The following is a 19,901-nucleotide window of genomic DNA, read 5'->3' on the forward strand; positions in this document are numbered from 1 at the left end:
ATAAGTATGAAAAAAATATTTTTTACGTTAGTTTTATTGTCGTCAGTAGCACTTGCAGGATGTAAACAAGAAGAAGTATATGAAGATCAAAGAATGAGTAGCTCATCAGATAAAGAGATGAAAGTAGAATATAATATTTATAACGAAGGTATAATAGACAGTGGATACAACTGGTACAGCAACTATGTGAACAGTTTTATATCATCTATTAAAGATTCAGGATATTCTGTAGATAAATCTGCTGTAGAAGATCAAGTTGAAAAAGTGAATAGAAAATACAAAGAAATATCTGAAATAAATCCTCAAAAAGTGAAATCAGCAATTGATAAAACAGAAAAAGATCTTTCTAAAAATGATAGTTCAGATAAAACATATAAAGATGAAATGAAAAAATCAAAATCAAAGATTGAAAATAATATAGATACTATGAAAAATATTTTATCAGATATAGAGAATGCTTTAAAGCTTGGTGAAGATGGCAAATATGATGAATTTGACTTAAAAAAATTAGAAGAGTTGCAAGTTCAAATAATAAAGATATACGATGAAAAATTAAAAGAACATTAAAATAAATAATATTAAATTGAATAAAAATATATTAATTATCTTTAGTAAAAATAAGCTCAAAATCAGGAGGTAAAAAATGACAATTGAAAAAGAAAATTCCAACTTTATTAGAAATATTGTAATAGGAGATTTAGAAAGCGGTAAACATAAAAGCATAGCAACTAGATTTCCTCCAGAGCCTAATGGATATCTTCATATAGGTCATGCAAAAAGTATATGCCTTAACTTTGGATTAGCGGAAGAATTTGAAGGGACTGTGAATTTAAGATTTGATGACACGAATCCACTAAAAGAAGATGTTGAATACGTTGATTCAATAAAAGAAGATGTTAAGTGGTTAGGATTTGACTGGAACGCACTTTATTTTGCATCTGATTATTTCGATGAAATGTATAAAAGAGCGGTATTGTTAATTAATAAGGGATTAGCTTATGTGGATGATCTTTCGCCAGAAGAAATGAGAGAGTACAGAGGTACTTTAAAAGAAGCAGGAAAGGACAGCCCTTACAGAAATAGATCCATTGAAGAAAATTTAGAACTATTTGAAAAAATGAAAAAAGGTGACTTTAAAGATGGAGAGAAAGTTCTAAGAGCAAAAATCGACATGGCATCTCCTAATATTAACTTAAGAGATCCAGCAATATATAGAATATCCCATTCAACTCATCATAATACTGGTGATAAGTGGTGTATTTACCCTATGTATACATTTGCACATCCTCTTGAAGATGCAATAGAAGGTATTACTCATTCTCTTTGTACTTTGGAATTTGAAGATCAAAGACCATTTTATGATTGGGTAGTTAGAGAATGTGAAATGGAATATATTCCTAGACAGATTGAATTTGCCAGACTTAATATGACAAATACTGTAATGTCTAAAAGAAAATTAAAGCAGCTAGTTGACGAAGGCGTTACAGATGGGTGGGATGATCCTAGAATGCCTACGATATCAGGACTTAGAAGAAGAGGATACACTCCAGAATCTATAAAAAATTTCTGTACAGAAATTGGAATATCTAAGGCAGATTCTACAGTAGATAGTCAAATGTTAGATTTCTTCTTAAGAGAAGACTTGCAGGCAAAAGCTCCACTTGCTATGGCAGTAATTAATCCTTTGAAGTTAGTTATAACTAACTATCCAGAAGGTGAAAATGAATACATAGAAATAGAAAATAATGCAAAAAATGAAAGCATGGGAAGTAGAAAAGTTAGTTTTTCTAGAGAATTGTATATAGAAAAAGATGACTTTATGGAAGTTCCAGCTAAAAAATATTTTAGATTATTCCCTGGAAATGAAGTTAGATTAAAAGGTGGTTATTACGTTAAGTGTAATGATTTTATTAAAAACGAAGATGGAGAAATAGTAGAAATTCACTGTACTTATGATCCTGAAACAAAAAGTGGATCAGGATTTTCAGGGCGTAAAGTAAAAGCAACTATACACTGGGTAGATGCCAATAATTGTACACCAGCTGAATTCAGACTATACGAACCTTTAATATTGGATGAAGAAACAGAATCTTCAGGACAGCATTTTTTAAATTTAATTAATGAAAATTCAATAGATATCAAAAATGGATTCGTTGAAAATGCTCAAATAGAAGATGCAAAAAAAGGAGATAAATTCCAATTTATAAGAAACGGATTTTATTGTGTAGATTCTAAATATACGAATGATGAAAAGTTAGTGTTTAATAGAATAGTTCCATTAAAAAGTTCTTTTAAACTTAATAAATAAATCTAAATAATAAAAAAGGTGAAGAAATTTAACTATTACAATTACAGTTGATTTTCTTCGCCTTTAAGCTATAAAAAAATATATAAAGCTCATAAGTACATACAATATAAAAGTGCTTTACCTTATTTTATTTAATTATATAATTCATTTGAAAAATATATAAAAAATATATAGTTAACACACGCATAAAAGTTTTGTATATATAGTTTTATTTTGGTATAATAGTTACGTAAACGTAAAGTTATATGGAGGATGATATGAGCTTAAAGGAGTTTGAATTTATAGAAGAAGCTACTAATATATTAGAAGAACAACGACCCACTTTGGAAGCAATTGAAGATGAATTAGTTAAGTTTTTTGGTTCAATGCCAATGAAAGAAAATGAATTAATTGCAGTTAGTTCAAGAATTAAATCTGAAAGCAGCTTGAAAGAAAAAATTATTAGAAATAGATACCTTATGCATTATTCAGACCCAGAAGACTTAATATCAGATATTCCAGATTTAATTGGAATAAGAATAGAATGTAAATTTATCAAAGAAGAAAAAGATATTTTTATGGAAATTAAGAATTTTTTTGATAAAACAGATGATAGAAAATATTTTTACTCAAGTTTAAATAAGAATATTCGATTGTATATGTTTGACAAACAGCCATTAAGGCAAAAAAATGGTTTTGAAATTTATAAAATTGATGGTGAGTATACTTTTTTAAATAGAAAAATAAAATTTGAATTGCAAATAAAATCTTTAGTAAATGTGTTTTGGAGTGAAATTGAACACAAAATAATTTATAAAAACACGACATACTTATTACAAGATAATTTTCTAAAAGATATGATGGGTTCAATAAAGAATAATCTTACAATGGTAGATGACCAACTATTAAATGTATATAACAATTTTAAACATGTTAGTAAATGGGATTCTACAGGTGGAAAAGAAGATATAAAGAAGATGTTCTCTAAACTTTTATATGATACGATTACATATAAAATGGAAAAGGAACTCTCATTTGTTATTGACTTTAAGAAACCTTGTGAAATTATACTAAACTATTCAATGAATAAGTATGCTAATTCAGTGGAAGGATTGAGTGACTTTTTGACTGAAGAATATAAAAAAATTGCTAATTTTATTAATAAAGATTTTGGATTTAATGATGAATTAGTATTAGAAAGAAAAGTAGAATTTGAAGATTCATTTTTAAATAATATATCCTCACTTTTTATTGAGAAAATGAATATAGAAGTACCATGGAATCTGTTTTTTAAGATATTATTTGAGTTAGAACCTGAAAATAATGCAGATGATTTTTCTAACTTTGTAGAGTTTTATAAAGGATCGTTAATCTCTATTGAAAGCTTATATAACGCGGTAGAGAGGTTTGGTGAATATAGTAATATAATAATCGATGACATGTATGATTGTGTTTATAAAATGATTTTAAAAATAGGGAAAATAGACATTTTCTACGACTATAATATTGCTAAAATAAATAAAATTGTATCTGAAGGATTGGATTATGTGTGCTATGAATTTGACACATATTATGACTACATAGAGCAGAGAAAGTTAATTTCAAAAACTACTGTAGATAGCCTAATAAAAATATTTTAAAGGAAGTGGAATTTATGGACGAACATTTATCTTACTTGCGTCTTATACTTACAGAAGAAAATAATTATCCAGTAATGTATTCTAAACCAATACATGATGTGAAAATATTATCACAAGAAGAACAAAGTATGAAATTAGAAGACTATAAAAAAATCATTAATTTTTTTTCAAAGAGAGAGTTGAAGAAAATAAAATTTGTAGGAGGGGAACCTTTATTATACAAGCATCTTGATGAATTAGTTTTATACGCAAAAGAATCTGGAATAGAAGAAATAGGAATTACAACTAATGGAATAGGTCTTGGTACAAGAATTTTAGATTTGAAAAAAGCTGGACTTACTCACGTTAATATTTCATTAGACTCTTTAAAAGAATATAAATATCAAGCGTTGACAGGTGGTGCTAATCTTAAAGAAGTTTTTATATCAATCGATGCGTGTCAAGCAGCTGGAATTAATTTGAAAATCAATTGTGTTGCAATTAAAGATTTTAACGATGATGAACTAATAGATTTTATGAGATTAACTATAAATAATAATATGGATGTCAGATTGATTGAATTACTTCCGCATAACTTAAATAAACATGTTTATGAGCGTGGATATATGGACTTAAAAGAATATATGGAAAATACTGAAGACATTTATAGATCAGAAGATGAAAATTTAAGCGTAACAGAATACTTTAAAATTAATGGCGCAATAGGAAGAGTAGGTATTATTACAACTGATAGTAGGGAATATAAAGAAGATCTTAGAAGAATAAATATCAGCAATAGAGGTTATATGAATGTTGGTTCTCTTCAAGAAAATGAATATTTTATAAAGCCCGATCTTGACAATGAAGACAAATTAGAGGACTTATTTTATAACATTACTTCAAATATTTAAACATGATAATTTTATTTAAAAATGTTAACTCGATGTTAAATCTAAAATCGAGTTAACATTTTTTATTATTATACATGTTATTATATAATTGTATTATAAAAAATTAAGAGGTGTCATTATGGAAGTATCCATTTATTTAATAACAGGTTTAGGTTTATTTTTTTACGGAATAAACATAATGGGAGATGGATTACAAAAAATAGCTGGAGAAGAACTAAAATTTGTAATAGAAAAGTTATCGTCAAATAAATTTATTGGAGTACTAATAGGTGCTATAATTACTACGATAACACAAAGTTCTGCAGCCACAAATATTATGACTGTCGGATTTGTAAATACTGCAATAATAAATTTACAACAAGCAGTAGGGATAATGTTAGGTACTAATATAGGTACCACTGTTACAGCTCAGCTAATATCATTTAACATAGAGACTATTGCTCCCGCAATAATTGGTATATCAATGTTAGTTTGGATTTTTACAAAAAAAATAAAAATTAAAAACATGTGTGAAATTTTTATAGGTGTAGGAATTTTATTTATTGGAATGTACTTTATGAAAAGTGCTGCTTTACCAATTTCAAAATCTGATACTGCTAAATACCTTGTATCATACTTAATTAATTATCCAGTGCTAGGTATTATAATAGGGTTTATATTAACAAGCATATTTAAAAGTTCAACGGCAACATTAGCTATATTAATTGCATTTGCATCTCAAAATATTTTACCAGTGTATGCAGCTCTTCCTATTATGTATGGGGATAACATAGGAGGATGTGTAGCTCCGCTTATGTCAACTATTGGAGCGACTAAAAATGCAAAAAGAGCATCTATTATTAACCTTATATTTAGCATCATGGGAACAGTTCTCTTTATACTAGTATTACATTCACCTATAGTATATATATCGGAAAAATTGAATCCAGGTAATTTGTCTAGGCAAATTGCTAATATACATACTATTTTTAATTTGATTAATATTATAATTCTCATACCACTAAGTGCTTATTTTATAAAATTATCCACTAAAATAGTACCTATAACCGATGATGAACAAAGTCAACAAAAAATATATATGACAAAGTTTTTAGATGAAAGATTACTTGAAACTCCGTCAATAGCATTGTCCAATGTAGAAAATGAAGTAATTAGAATGGCTAGCAGAGCAAGTAGAGCTTTAAATGCTTCCTATGAATCTATAAAATCAGACAGTGATGAGAATATAAATTCAGCCTTTAAATATTACTCAATAATAAGCATCTTAGAAATAGACATAATAAATTTTTTGCTTGCGCTTAGGAAAAAAAAGTTAAGCGAGCAAGAAACATTGAAATTAGATGTGTTATTTCACATTGTTACTAATATAAAAAGAGTCGGAAAAAATGCAAACGATATAGCACAGAGATCAATGCAAATAAAAAAAGAAAAAATTGATTTATCTGAAGAAGCCAAGAGTGAATTGGATGAAATATTTCGCTTTGCTTCAAAGAATTTCTATGATTCAATAACTGCAATAAAAACGAGTGATTATGAGTTAGCTGATATAGTGATAGAAAGAGAAAAACAAATTGATATTTTGGAAAAAAAGTATAAAAAGTTACATTTAAGTAGATTGTATGAAGGTAATTGCTCTGTAGAAAAAGGTATATATTTTTTAGACATTGTTAATAGCATTAAGAGTGTTTCGGATAATGCTAAGAGTATAGCTCAAGAATTAAACAGAATGTAAAAAAAATTTAATTACTATACAAAAAATATATGAAATTAATATATAACTTTGTATTTAAGTTAGGATGTGGGTATAAAATGCTAAGTAAAGAAAATATATATGATTTTCCAAAAATAGAGTTACATTGTCATTTAGATGGATCTTTAAGGGCTAATAGTATACTAGAAGAGTCGCATACAAATGATGTAAAATTAACTGATAGAGAAAAATACAATATAGAAAATTTACTAAAAGCACCAAAAGTAAACGAATCACTTGTTTCATACTTAAAAAGTTTTGATATACCTATTAGAGTAATGCAAAATAAAAAAAGTATTGAAAGATTCACGTTTGAGGTGTATGAAGATGCTAGCAAAGAAAATGTTAAATACCTTGAACTTAGATTTGCACCATCCCTTCATACAAAGATGGGATTAAATCAATCTGAAGTAATAGAAGCAGCTATATCTGGTATGAAAAACGCTACCAAAAAATACGATATTGAAGGAAACTTAATACTTTGCTGTATGAAAAATTTATCGGAAAAAATAGCTATTGAAACTATTGAAAGGGGGCGGGATTATTTAAATCACGGTGTCGTTGCAGTGGATTTAGCTGGTCCAGAAGAAGAAGGATTTTCTACAAAATTTATAAACGCAATGAGTTTAGCAAAAAAGTATGGCTATAAAATAACTATACATGCTGGTGAAGTTGCATCAGGTCAAAATATATTAGATTCCATAAAAATGTTAGATGCAGATCGAATTGGGCACGGAGTCAGATTATATGATAATATAGAAGCGTACGAAATTATTAAAAATAGAAATATTATGCTTGAAGTATGCCCAACTAGCAATATACAAACTAATGCTGTATCTAGTTTGCAGTCTCATCCCGTAGTGAGTTATTATAATGATAAACTAAATCTTTGCATAAATACAGACAATAGAACTGTATCAGATACTACTCTAACGGAAGAGTATGTGATTGCATCTAAACTGTTAAATATGGGAAAAGACGATTATAATAAAATGTATTCTAATACTGTTAAATCTTCTTTTGCTGATAATAGTGTAAAAGAATTTCTTTTACGCAAAATATAAAATGTAATATAAGAATAAATGGAGGTGCTTTAATGAGCAATTGTAGTACATGCCCATCAAAAAATAACTGCAATACAAAAGCAGATGAATGTGGCGTTGTTAATAATAAAAGGAATTCAATAAAAAATATAATAGGTGTTATGAGCGGAAAGGGTGGAGTAGGCAAATCTACTTCTACAGTTTTGCTTGCTAATCAGCTTGCTGCTCAAGGATATAAGGTTGGAATATTAGATGCAGATATAACTGGACCAAGTATACCTAAATTATTGAATATGGATGGCCTAAGGGCCCTTTCTGATGGAGAAAATATTATACCTGTGACTGCTTCTAATAATATAAAGGTAATTTCTCTAAATCTAATGATCGATGATGAAAACGATCCAGTAATATGGCGAGGTCCAATGATTGGTGGAGTGGTAAAACAATTTTACTCAGATGTTTTATGGGAAGAGTTGGATTATCTATTGATAGATATGCCACCAGGTACAGGAGATGTAGCATTAACAGTAATGCAATCTATACCACTTACTGGAATAGTTATGGTTTCTATACCTCAAAATCTAGTTTCTATGATCGTTTCAAAAGCTATTAATATGTCACAGAAATTAAATATACCGATAATAGGTGTAGTAGAAAATATGAGCTATGTAGAGTGTCCATGTTGCGATGAAAAAATAAAGATTTTTTCTGATGATAACGGTCAAGATACTAATGAATTTTTAGCAAAACATAATCTAGATCTTCTTGGAGAGCTTCCAATGTCATCAGAAATTATTAATTTTTCTAACAACACAGCGAGTGATATTAGCCCTAAACTAAAAACAATTATAGATGATATTACAAATAAGGTAATTGGATTTTGTGAAAAGTAAAAGAAAATTTTCTTACTAAAAAAAGGTACCTGCTTAGGTACCTTTTTATTATAGCTTCTTGATAGATTTTATTGAATTCATTGGTATATATAAAGTTTCTCTTTCATTATATCTTGGATTTTCCTCATCGTGATACGTTATCTTTAAAGTAAGCGATATATTGTCACACTCAGATATCGTACCGTATAGCTTAGAACTGCTTAAATATGATTCTATTTCGACATAATCATTTAAATGATTTTTTACAAACTCTTGAAAACTAAGGTTCTTTTTTGTCTTTAACATAACACTTACCCCTTTCTAATATAAAAAAATATAATTGCGAATTAATGAGTTCAATCGGATATATTCGGATATATACGTAACATCAATATCATCTTCTTATAATTAGTATATATCCTTTTTTAAAATATGTAAACACATAAGGAGAAAGACATGGAATTATTAAGGAAATTAAACAAAATCATTAAAGTAACAAATGTATATTCTTCAAAATATTTAAATATTTTTGAAACAGAGTACAAAGATAAAACAGGAAAAAATAAAAAATGGATTTCTGCTTCCAGAAAAAATAAAATTGAATACGAAAATTTTATTTTTGAAAAACAACAAACCTCTGCAGATGCTGTTTTAATAGCTGCCGTAAATACTGATATTAATGCTATCGTAGTAATCAGAGAATTTAGAATTTCTATTAATGATTTTATTTATTCACTGCCAGCAGGCCTAGTTGATAAAGAAGAAAACATATATGAAACGGCTAAACGTGAAATGAAAGAAGAAACAGGGTTAACTCTCTATGACATAGATGAAGCAAAATCATGTAAAAAAGCTTTTTCATCGGTTGGAATGACAGATGAAAGCATATCTATCATATATGGAAAAGCTAAGGGAGAATTTTCTGTAGAAAATCAGGAATCAAGTGAAATAATACACCCTATGTATTTAAGTAAGGAAGAATCAAAAAAACTCCTACTAAGTGATGAAAATATAGATGTGAAATTGTGGCTAGTATTACAAAATTTCATATCGGAGAACTAGTTATATGTATACATATATGTTGAGGTGCAAAGACAACAGTATCTATTGTGGTTACACTACCGATATAAATAGAAGGATTGCAGAGCATAAAAATGGAATAGGATCCAAGTATGTTAAGGCGAAAGGTTTCAAAAGTCTAGAGTTATACATAAAGTTAAGTACTAAAAAAGATGCTATGAAAATGGAATTTGCAATAAAAAAATTAACAAAAAGTAAAAAAGAAAAAATTATAAATGGTGACTTTTGTGAACTAAATAAATTCAATATTGAATACGAAAATATAATAATGGTGAACAATAATAGCAATCTATAAGTCAATATTACATAAATATTTTAAATTTTATAATAACCCTAAAAGTTAAAAACTAGCTTTTAGGGTTATTATTTTATAAAAATATTTAGAGTAATTATTCAAGAGTATTTTATAAAATTATTACAGCAAACAGTAAATGATACTATAAAAAGGGAATATATAAATAAAATGTTGACTATAAAGTGTATTACCTGTATAATACACTTTATAGATGTACTATGTGAGTAATACACTTTGATTATGAGAGGAGTTGTAAAATTGAGTAAAAAAATAAAATTTAATAATAATGCTCCTATATATATACAGATATCTAACTATTTTCTAGCAAAAGTATTTGTAGGAGAATTGAAACCTGATGACAAAATACCATCTCGGCGTGAACTTGGAGCAGAGTTGGGCGTTAATTTAAATACTGTGCAAAAATCATATGTATATATGGAAGATATAGGCTTAATAAAAACTGAAAAAAATAGACAAAGCACTATAACAGATGATTTGGTGAAAATACAATCTTTAAAAAATGATTTTTTAAAAGAGCCTCTATATGAATTTATAAAAATAATGAAATCCATAAATATTTCAAAAGAAAAAGTCATAGAATTAATTGAGGAAAGCTACGATAAAGTCTTTGAGGAGGAAGAAGAAAATGATAAAAGTTAAAAATATTACTAAAAAATATAAAAATAAAAGCATCTCTAGAAAAAAATATGTGAAATATGCTCTTGATGATGTAAGTATAGAAATACATACAGGAAGTGTAACTGCAATTATCGGTATAAATGGGTCAGGAAAGACAACGCTACTAAAAAGTATTTCAGGATTAGTTCATCCGGATAGCGGAGAAATATTTATTGATGGAGAAAAAATAGGTTCTAAGGTAAATAGAGATTTAATATTTGTTCCAGATGTGGCAACACATTTCGCAGGATTTAGCATAGGACAAATGATGGAATTTTATAGAGATTTTTACGAAAACTGGTGCGATGAAAAAGCTAAAGAGATGTTAGAATTTTTTAATCTAAAAGAAGATGAAATAATAGACAACTTATCCAAAGGTAATATAGCAAAGACAAAATTAGTATTCGCTTTTTCTATGAATACAAAATATATAGTACTTGATGAACCCTTTAGTGGAATTGATATATTCAAAAGAGAAGAATTTTCTAAGGTTATGGCAAAATACATGAATGAAGACCAAGCTATAATACTATCTACTCATGAAATCGATGAAATTGAATCAATGGTAGAGTATGTATATATCATGGGGAATGGAAGAATAATTTCAAATTTTGATGCAGAAGATATGAGATTTAATGAAGGAAAATCTATATCAGACAAAATGAGAGAGGTATCTAGTTATGGAAAAGATTCTTAAGCTTGTAAAAAATAATTTTAGAGAAAATAGAAAAATATTCTACTTTGCAACAGCTTTATATACTATTTTTCTATTTATATTTTATCTATACTCATCGTTTCGAACTGTAGTTGATATGGAATATAGATCTATAAACGGAGGCATTAGAATCGATACTTTTGATTATAACATTCTTCTTCCTCCGATTTATATTATAGTTATTGTTACAATAATGTTTTTACTTATGAGTCTATATAAAAGGCTTTATAACGATGATGGAAGCTTTTACAATATATTACAACTTCCTGTACAAAAGTATTTTCACGTGGTGTCTATTTTTATAGAAACTTATTTATTTATAATCATTCAATATGCTATATTTATTCTTTTTTCTATTCTGTTTTTGAAATACATTAACCATTCAATAGACGAAATTAATTTTATGAATAATGCTATTATTGAAAATAAAATTAACATAATGCAATTTATATATAATTCAATGAATCAAAGCACATTATTTAAACTTTCCTATGCAAATATTTTGTATAGATTTTTAATTACTTGGCCGCTTCTAATAAGCTATTGCTCACTGATTTTTATACTTATTTACAAATATAAAGACAGCTTTATTTTTAAAGCTATTCTTATAGCTATGATATTTATAATAATAATTGATTTTTTTGATAATAGCTTTATTTTTACTGAAAGTATATTAAGTATTCTTATAAGTGATATGTTTTTTAAAGAGATTTTGATTTCATTGGGAGCGTTAATTTCTATATTTTTACTTGATATATATTTATTAAAAAATAAAATAGATTTTTAAGGAGGTATTATGTGAGAGAATTATTCAGTTTATATTATTACGAAGTAATTAAAAATAAGAATAAATTTATAATAATGTCTATAATATCAGTGTTATCTGGAGCGATTATAGGTGTGTTTTCAATATATAATAGCGTTGAATCGATGAATTTAACAACATTACAAAGCGTAATAAATCAATTTGAGAACGGTAGTGTGCAAGGAAGAGAATTAATGAAGTATTTTTCATTTTTTGACTTTGTAAGATTTTATAATATCTTGGACTATAATTCAATTCTGTTAATTTGTTTTGTGTTATCTATATCAATGATTCTGTCTATTGACATTGTTGCAAGAAACTATAAAAAAAATACAAATACTTTCTATATCGATGCAGAATTACCTTCAGGTATTTTAAAAATAAAATTGTCAAGAATAATGCTTGGAATCAGCTTGTATGCTTTTACAGCCATACTAGTTATGTTGGTATTGATTGTAATGAATTTTTTTATTAAGCTAAAATTCAGCAATATATATGGTTCGAATTTAAGAAATATATTAGATCCGTTTCCATACTATTTTCCAATTAAAGCTACTTTTTTAAATCCTTTAGAATATATATTTATATATATTATGACTTGTGTAGTAGGTATACAAAGTTTGACAAGCATCATATTCGTGAATTTAAGCAAGAACATGATACTAATGAGAGCAGGGTATTTTATAACTATTATTATATCTGGAATTCTAATGGTTTTTTATCCAATGTTGAGATATGGTTCAGTGGAATTCACTGTTATTTTTCCTCCTTGGATGCTTAATACTGTGTTAATTATTATTTCAATTGTATTAATCACAATTGATTGTGCAATTACTAAAAGAAGATTTGGGAGGGGAATATAACATGAAAAAAAGCTCTATAAAAGGTTTTTCGATTTTTATAACTATTCTGACGTCCATTTTTTTATTTTCAATTGTAATGAATAAAGATGCTTTAAAAATTAACTTTATTAAACAATCTGGGGATTCAAAGGTATTAAACAATTTAAATTTAATTTTGACAAATAATATATATAATGGAGAAAATAATATTTTTACAGAAAGTAAGTATACTAGAAATGCATACTTAATAAGAAGCGATAAACTGTTGGAATTAAAGGAAAATATAAATGAATCAAATGGAATTTCTTTTAGACGTAGTAATAATATTTTCATACCAGATAATGAAAAAAATTTTAGTATTGAAATAAGCATAGGTTTAAATCCTAAAAATAATAAAAAAGAAATTAATATATACGAAGACAATAAGCATACGAGCGTTTCAGTGAAAGAAAATACTCATTTATATGATGATATAGTATCTGCTTCTTCAGAAAAAAAAGTTGAAGAAGATAATATAAAAATATTAAATATAACTAGAGATAACAATAAAATATACACATTAGTAAAATTTTTAAATAGTAAAAAAAATATTTCTAAAACTGAAAATACATATAATTTGTATTTACTTGAAATTAATGAAAAAAATAAATCATATAAAGTTATTTCTAAATTAAATCAAACTTACCCCAAAAAAATATATCAAGAAAGAGCAATGTTTGCCTTTGGAAAATACCTTCACTACTATAAATCTGAAGATAAATCACTTATAAATATAATAGATTTAAAAAATGGAGAAGTTAAAACAGAACAGGTAAATGAGTCAGATGCTAAAAAAGACGGATATAAAAGTATTTCAACAATAGATGATATATATAGTTTTTTCGATGAAAAAGAAAATAAGCTTATTAATGTGGAGTACAACTTTGATGATAATCAATACTATTTAAATAGGTTTGGTTTAGTAGATGGAAAATTGAAATTCATGAGAAGAAATGCTACAGGAATTTTTGAAAAGGATGAAAAATTCTATATTTCTAAAAAAGGAGAAGTTAAAAAAGAAGAAAACAGTTATTTAGATTCCAATATAACTAAAAATGCAGGAGATACAATAGACTCTCAGAATGCAGAAAATATAATGAGAAGCGAGAAATATCTTATATTCTATCAGATTAAGACATTTATAGTAAAACGTGACAATCAAGAGTTTAATTCAAATGGATATAACACATTATATATTTATGATATGGAAAAAAATGAATTAGTATACACCGGTATATTAAAAGGTGGAAACAGAGAGGTAGGAGATACTATATATGTGTCTAATAAAGAATAGTAAGTATATGATTGGAGGCGTATAATATGAGAGAATTGTTTAAACTTTACTATTATGAAGTAATTAAAAATAAATCTAAGTTTTTGATTTTAGCAGCGCTTTCAGTTCTAACATTGATTGTATTAGTTGCTTTGCCAGAATACAAAGAAAATTCGACAATATCATTTTCTGATATGCAAAAATATCTAAATTTATTCAAGGAATCAAAATCAATAGATAAAGACTTTATGCAAAATCTTTTGTATGCAGATAAAGTAACTATAAGAAATTATGTAAGTTCAGTACCAAAATTCATAATTGGGATAGTTCTTGTCATATCAGTTCTAATGTCAATTGATATAGTTGCAAGAAATTATAAGAAGAAAACAAATAGTTTTTATATTGATTCTAATTTACCGGTCAATATATTTAAGGTGAAACTATCTAGGATAATGTTAGGAATGAGTATATATGCTTTTGCTGCATCTCTTATGCTTTTAGCTTTATTTGCATTAAATTTTGTTTTAACTATAAAATATGGAGGAATATATGACTCTTCAATTAGATACATATTAGATCCTTTTTCGGATGTTTTCCCCTTAAAAGCTACTTTCATAAATCCTTCTGAATTTATATTAATATATATAATGTTTTCTGTAGTTGGAATACAATCAGTAACAAGCCTAATATTTGTTAGCACAGAAAAAAATTCTGTTATAAGAAAAGTCCTATATATTATAATGATGTTTTTTAGTGCTTGTTTAATGATATTTTATTTGATACAAAGATATGAATCCGATGTATTTGGAAATATAGAGAATTCTTGGTTATTCAATATAAGTTTTGTTATAATTGCAATTGCTTTATTTATACTAGATTGTAAAGTCACAAAGAAGAGTTTGAGAGAAGGTGTATAGTATGAAAAAAAATTCAACCAAAGGTATTTTGTTTTTTGCTATTAGTGTTGTACTTATAATATCTCTTTACGGAATCGTGAACATTTCCAGTAATAAAGTTAAACTAGTCAAAGGATCTGGAGATGAAAAAGTATTAGAAGATTTAAATTTGATACTTTCTGACAATATATACTATGGAGAGTTTGGTAAAAAAACTAGAGCTTATAAAAAATATGGACGTTCATTGCTAGTAAAAAGAGGGAATTTCGAAAAATTAAAAGAAGGAAGAACTAGAGATGGAAAAATTTCTCTAAGCTCAAAAGAAAATTCATACATACCTATTGCTGATAAAAAACATATAGACCTTTATCTTTATGAAAAAGAAAATAGGAGTGAAAAGTATATAGTGATAAATGATGAATTAGAAAAAGATGTAATGATTCCAATTAGAGTAGATAGTTCTCTTTATAAAGAGGCATCTTTAAGTGAAACACAATATATCAGAGCAGAAAGATACAATGGTAAAATTTATGCTTTAATGAAGACTAAGAAGAATGCAACAAATTTAGAGAATAAAAAAGAGTCAGCTAGTGAGAAAATATATAAATTATTTCTTTTAGAAATAGATGAAAAAAATAAAATATGCAAAGAAATTGCTGTAAATGAATCAATCGTACCTAATGTTGAAGTTGCAGGAGAAGATGCGATTATTGGATTTGATAAGTTTATATATTTTTGGTATACAAATCAAGATTTAATAATCCATACAATAGATTTGAAAACTGGAAAAATGGTTGCTGAAAAAATAGGAAGAGCGCAAGCGAGAGAAGAAGGCTTTAAAAGCAAGGGCTTTATTCAGTACAATGTTTACAAATTCTTTGACAAAAAAGAAAATAAACTTGTGCTAATAAGACCTAATGATGGTAATTTAATAGGGAACTACGATGGAGATAATAACTACTATCTATTTGAATATGATTTAAAAGACGGAAAATTAAATTTATCCGACTATAAAAAGATAGGTGTTCCTTTTTTAAATGAATCCTATAGTATAGGTAAGAAAAATAATGTAGTGGAGCATAATAAGAAAATCAATGATATTTATGCATCAAAGAATAATTATCCGACTATATTACTTAATTCTGATGAAAATATAATGAGAAGTGGAAAGTATGTAATATTTTATCAAAGGATATATTCTGAAATCAAGAAATCAGATATTTTGAGTACAAGAAATGGATATCATAAATTATATGTATATGATAGAGAAAAAAACAAACTTGTATACACAGGTAGATTAGAGGGAGAAAATAGAGGAGTAGGAAGAGATATATATGTAGCTATTAGAAAATAATGTGCTACTAGAAAGGAGTATGACATGAATGAATTATTTAAGCTATATTACTATGAGTTGATTAAAAATAAAAACAAGTTTATAGTATTGGTTGGTATATCTCTAGCAATTATATTGTTCTCTATTGTCTTTACATACGGACAGGAAAATAAATATATGATTTTTTCTGAAGTTGAAAATATTGTTAAAATATCTCAAAATTCTAAAGACATTAACAGTGCCTTTTTGAATGAATTTTTAGATGCCTCTAAATTGACATTTGAAAACTACTTGGGTTTTAAGTCGAAAATATTGATGGAACTATTTTTAATTACTGCGATAGCTATGTCTTTTGATGTAGTAACTAGAAACTATAAGAAAAAAAGCAACAGTTTTTATATTGATACGAATTTACCAGTTAGTATTTATAAAATTAAATTTTCGAGATTATTGGTAAGTATAAGTATATATGTTGTAGCATCGCTGATTTTAATGACAATGATACTGAGTGTGAATTATGTACTTAGTGTAATGTTTAATACAGTCTATAAAGCGGATCTTAGGTATGTATTAGATGCATTTACTTTACCTTCTTTAGTAAAGCTTACTTTTATGTATCCGATTTCAACTGTGTCCATATATATATCTGGATGTATAATGATTATTCAATCTTTGGCTAGTATAATTTTTATAGATAAAGGTAAAAATATCATTATTAAAAAAATCACTTATTTCATACTGATAGCTTTTTTAATAATTTTTATGCTGTTTTTTTTATTGGTAGGAGACATTAATCCAACCTATATGAATTCTAAACTAGTAGTATTTAACATAGTGTTTTTATCAGTTTCAATCTCTTTATTTCTTGTTGACTGCAAGCTCACAGAAAAAAGACTAAGGGAGGTTGCATAATATGAAGAAAAAATACATCATAGGATACATCTTCTTTACACTTACAATAGCATTATTGATATCAGCATCTTATATGCTTAGGAATTCAGAATCTCAAATAAAATTTGTAAATACTAAAGGAGATGCAAAGGTAATAAATAACTTAAATATATTAATATCTAATGACGCTTTTCTAGATAGAAGTATAAATCAAAGTGGTGAAACTAATACTTTTCTTGTTAGAGATAAAGAGTTCGTAAAACTAAAGCAAGCATCTAGTAAAAATGGAAAAATATCTCTGAAATACAATGAAAATAAGTACAATCCTATTTCGGATATAAGAGATATGGAGCTTCAGCTAGAAAATGATATATTAAATAATAAAAAAAATATAGTCTTTCGAGAAGATAATTCAGAAATAAGAATACCTATTGTTAAGAATAGTATTTTATATAGCAATAAAATCATTGAAAATAACCAAGTACTTGCAGCAGCTAAATACAACGGCAAAATTTATACACTAATAAAATCAAAAGGCGAAAATAAACAGATTTCCGATAAAGAAGTAGAATCTATTCTCTATTTAGTGGAAATAAACGATAAAGAAAAAAGCTATAGTATTACAAAAAAAATAAAGATGAATTATCCATTAGAAGAATTTAATGAAGGCGCAATAGTAGGTCCAGAAAAAGTACTGCATTATTGTAATTCTCAGAGCAATACATTTATTAATACAATTGATGTAAATACTGGAAGTATCGTTACGGAAAAAATAAGCAAGTCTGAAGAAGAAAAGGACGGATTTAAAAGTAAGGCTAATATAGCCAAAAATGAATATAAATTCTTTGATTCAAATTCAAATAAATATGAATTTATAAGATTAAATGAAAAAGATAAAAAATACTATATTTTCAAATATAGATTAATAGATGGCAAGCTGAATCTAGTAGATTACAAAAGCATGGGAATATCTAAAGTCAGTGAAGAATACACTATAGCAGAAAAAAAATCGGAACGATTTTCAAATATACATAGTGAGCATAGTGATTTGAATCACAAACAAAATGAAATAGATATATATTCCTTTGAAAATTTTATGAAGGTAAAAAATTACATGGTTTTTTATCAAAATACGAATTCCTCTATTCATAAAAATGAACATCATATATCCTTAAATGGATTTAGAACAATATATGTTTATGATACTGAAAAGAATAGGTTGGTCTTTTCAGGAGATATAGATGGAGATAGCAATATACTTGGAAATACTATGTATACTGCATTAACCATAAATTAATAGATTAATATAACTATAAACAGAAGCAAAATTATACTGATATAGTTTAGAGACTGACTTTATATACAAAAAAACTTAAGTGAAATTAACTTAAGTTTTTTTGTATTAAATACACCTTCTTTATGGTATAATATTCTTTCGTAGATGGAGGTGCAATTATATGTTTAAGTTTAGGGTAGGACCAATTTTATTGTTAGTTGTATCCGTGTTTTTTATTGGGTTATCCTCAAAATATAACTGGGCAACTGAACTTATATTTACAAATACAACAAATAGGTTTTTAAGAGAAAAATTAAGTTTTTTATTTGCAAAAACAAATGTACCTGTAGGTGAGATATTAAATATTATTCTTTTAATGTTATTTATATATATTATAGTCAATTTTTTTATGAAGATTTTCAAAAAAGGATATACATTAAAATATATTGCTAGGCTTTTTTGGGGAATTGTAAATATTGGCTCAATTTTACTTTTTGTGTATTTATTATTATATGGATTGAATTACCATGTTCCTTCTTTGGAAACTAGTTTTATTGATAAATATAATAAAAAGTTTTCTACGCAGGTTAAAATTAATGTAGATAATGAAAAAAGAACAGAAGTTTTTAAATACTTAGAGCAGAAAACTCTAGAAGCTAGAGAAATAGCTGCTCAGAATAATAATAACCGAAATTTAGAGATCGGAAATCTGTCTTCACAGGCCGTAGAGGGATATCGATCTATATCTGAAACTTTTTCAAAATTAGATGGTAATTTTTCACCTGTAAAAACATCTTTTTTAAGTCCAGTTTTACTATATTTTGGATTAGATGGACAATATCATATTTTTACTAATGAATCAGTTTTAAATGACAATATACCGGCAGTGTATAAGCCTTTTATTGTGTCAAAATACATGGCATATCAAAGAGGAATCGTAAAAGATGATGAAGCAATGTTTTTCGCATACTTAGCATGCATAAATAATACCGATCCACAATTTAAATATTCAGGGTATCTTGCAATGCTAGCAGTAGTAACTGAATCATTAAGAACGAATGATCGAATGGATTACAATGTATTTATGAATTCACTAGATGAAAATGTAAAAAATGATTTAATGAAAATTGAAAAATATAAAGAAATGTATGGAGAAGGAAGAAAAATTAAAAATTCCTTTGATTATTACTTCAAAAGACTTAATGGAGATGTAAGAGGAGATGATGTGGAAACTCAAACAACCAATTTAGTATCTACATATTACTCATTATTTACATATCAATAAAAAAAATACCA

Annotated in this window: 20 protein-coding genes; 19 read left to right on the plus strand and 1 reads right to left on the minus strand. The window is 26.6% G+C overall.

Annotation, left to right across the window (positions count from 1 at the left end; all coding sequences use genetic code 11):
* Positions 1 to 6 precede the first annotated feature (6 nt).
* The 7 genes from C0982_RS03700 (at position 7) to C0982_RS03730 (ending at position 8,503) form a co-directional block, all read left to right on the plus strand.
* Positions 7 to 567: a hypothetical protein gene (locus C0982_RS03700; RefSeq protein WP_101772868.1), complete on the plus strand. Its 561-nt coding sequence runs from the start codon at positions 7 to 9 to the stop codon at positions 565 to 567.
* A 76-nt stretch (positions 568 to 643) separates the two neighbouring features.
* Positions 644 to 2,308: a glutamine--tRNA ligase/YqeY domain fusion protein gene (locus C0982_RS03705; RefSeq protein ID WP_101772869.1), complete on the plus strand. Its 1,665-nt coding sequence runs from the start codon at positions 644 to 646 to the stop codon at positions 2,306 to 2,308.
* Positions 2,309 to 2,565: 257 nt separating this feature from the next.
* The gene (locus C0982_RS03710) at positions 2,566 to 3,927 is read left to right on the plus strand and encodes a GTP pyrophosphokinase (protein WP_101772870.1); all 1,362 of its coding nucleotides are present in this window, start codon (positions 2,566 to 2,568) and stop codon (positions 3,925 to 3,927) included.
* Positions 3,928 to 3,941: 14 nt separating this feature from the next.
* The gene (locus tag C0982_RS03715; RefSeq protein ID WP_101772871.1) at positions 3,942 to 4,817 is read left to right on the plus strand and encodes a radical SAM protein; all 876 of its coding nucleotides are present in this window, start codon (positions 3,942 to 3,944) and stop codon (positions 4,815 to 4,817) included.
* A 118-nt stretch (positions 4,818 to 4,935) separates the two neighbouring features.
* Positions 4,936 to 6,549: a Na/Pi cotransporter family protein gene (locus tag C0982_RS03720; RefSeq protein WP_101772872.1), complete on the plus strand. Its 1,614-nt coding sequence runs from the start codon at positions 4,936 to 4,938 to the stop codon at positions 6,547 to 6,549.
* A gap of 29 nt (positions 6,550 to 6,578) precedes the next feature.
* Positions 6,579 to 7,631 (plus strand): adenosine deaminase, encoded by a 1,053-nt coding sequence (add, locus tag C0982_RS03725; protein WP_242961486.1) that lies wholly within the window; start codon positions 6,579 to 6,581, stop codon positions 7,629 to 7,631.
* 32 nt (positions 7,632 to 7,663) lie between these two features.
* Positions 7,664 to 8,503, plus strand: coding sequence for an Mrp/NBP35 family ATP-binding protein (locus tag C0982_RS03730; RefSeq protein WP_101772874.1), 840 nt, complete (start codon positions 7,664 to 7,666; stop codon positions 8,501 to 8,503).
* 48 nt (positions 8,504 to 8,551) lie between these two features.
* Here C0982_RS03730 and C0982_RS03735 read toward each other — a convergent pair whose 3' ends face one another.
* Positions 8,552 to 8,788, minus strand: a complete 237-nt coding sequence (locus C0982_RS03735; RefSeq protein ID WP_101772875.1) for a hypothetical protein — start codon at positions 8,786 to 8,788, stop codon at positions 8,552 to 8,554.
* A gap of 150 nt (positions 8,789 to 8,938) precedes the next feature.
* On the opposite strand from C0982_RS03735, the gene C0982_RS03740 reads away from it, so the two are divergent.
* The 12 genes from C0982_RS03740 to C0982_RS03795 all read left to right on the plus strand — a co-directional run bounded on the left by C0982_RS03740 (position 8,939) and on the right by C0982_RS03795 (position 19,890).
* A complete protein-coding gene (locus C0982_RS03740; protein WP_101772876.1) occupies positions 8,939 to 9,544 on the plus strand; it encodes an NUDIX hydrolase in 606 nt (201 codons plus the stop codon).
* Positions 9,545 to 9,560: 16 nt separating this feature from the next.
* The gene (locus tag C0982_RS03745) at positions 9,561 to 9,857 is read left to right on the plus strand and encodes a GIY-YIG nuclease family protein (protein WP_242961487.1); all 297 of its coding nucleotides are present in this window, start codon (positions 9,561 to 9,563) and stop codon (positions 9,855 to 9,857) included.
* Positions 9,858 to 10,115: 258 nt separating this feature from the next.
* Positions 10,116 to 10,517, plus strand: coding sequence for a GntR family transcriptional regulator (locus C0982_RS03750; protein ID WP_242961488.1), 402 nt, complete (start codon positions 10,116 to 10,118; stop codon positions 10,515 to 10,517).
* On the plus strand, positions 10,504 to 11,232 hold the full coding sequence (locus C0982_RS03755) for an ABC transporter ATP-binding protein (protein WP_101772878.1): 729 nt from the start codon (positions 10,504 to 10,506) through the stop codon (positions 11,230 to 11,232). The genes C0982_RS03750 and C0982_RS03755 overlap by 14 nt, the downstream gene beginning before the upstream one ends.
* On the plus strand, positions 11,216 to 12,037 hold the full coding sequence (locus tag C0982_RS03760) for a hypothetical protein (protein ID WP_101772879.1): 822 nt from the start codon (positions 11,216 to 11,218) through the stop codon (positions 12,035 to 12,037). Before C0982_RS03755 ends, C0982_RS03760 begins: the two co-directional genes overlap by 17 nt.
* An 11-nt stretch (positions 12,038 to 12,048) precedes the next feature.
* The gene (locus tag C0982_RS03765) at positions 12,049 to 12,918 is read left to right on the plus strand and encodes a hypothetical protein (protein WP_101772880.1); all 870 of its coding nucleotides are present in this window, start codon (positions 12,049 to 12,051) and stop codon (positions 12,916 to 12,918) included.
* A 1-nt stretch (position 12,919) separates the two neighbouring features.
* Positions 12,920 to 14,230 carry a hypothetical protein gene (locus C0982_RS03770; RefSeq protein WP_101772881.1) on the plus strand — a complete coding sequence of 437 codons (1,311 nt, stop codon included), beginning with the start codon at positions 12,920 to 12,922 and terminating at the stop codon, positions 14,228 to 14,230.
* Between the two features lie 26 nt (positions 14,231 to 14,256).
* Positions 14,257 to 15,126: a hypothetical protein gene (locus tag C0982_RS03775; protein WP_101772882.1), complete on the plus strand. Its 870-nt coding sequence runs from the start codon at positions 14,257 to 14,259 to the stop codon at positions 15,124 to 15,126.
* A gap of 1 nt (position 15,127) precedes the next feature.
* Positions 15,128 to 16,459: a hypothetical protein gene (locus C0982_RS03780; RefSeq protein ID WP_101772883.1), complete on the plus strand. Its 1,332-nt coding sequence runs from the start codon at positions 15,128 to 15,130 to the stop codon at positions 16,457 to 16,459.
* A gap of 24 nt (positions 16,460 to 16,483) precedes the next feature.
* On the plus strand, positions 16,484 to 17,350 hold the full coding sequence (locus C0982_RS03785) for a hypothetical protein (RefSeq protein ID WP_101772884.1): 867 nt from the start codon (positions 16,484 to 16,486) through the stop codon (positions 17,348 to 17,350).
* A gap of 1 nt (position 17,351) precedes the next feature.
* The gene (locus tag C0982_RS03790) at positions 17,352 to 18,626 is read left to right on the plus strand and encodes a hypothetical protein (RefSeq protein WP_101772885.1); all 1,275 of its coding nucleotides are present in this window, start codon (positions 17,352 to 17,354) and stop codon (positions 18,624 to 18,626) included.
* Between the two features lie 160 nt (positions 18,627 to 18,786).
* Positions 18,787 to 19,890, plus strand: coding sequence for a DUF3810 family protein (locus tag C0982_RS03795; RefSeq protein WP_101772886.1), 1,104 nt, complete (start codon positions 18,787 to 18,789; stop codon positions 19,888 to 19,890).
* The last annotated feature ends 11 nt before the right edge of the window (positions 19,891 to 19,901 follow it).

The sequence above is a fragment of the Peptostreptococcus faecalis genome (assembly GCF_900240845.1).
Lineage (GTDB): Bacteria > Bacillota > Clostridia > Peptostreptococcales > Peptostreptococcaceae > Peptostreptococcus > Peptostreptococcus faecalis.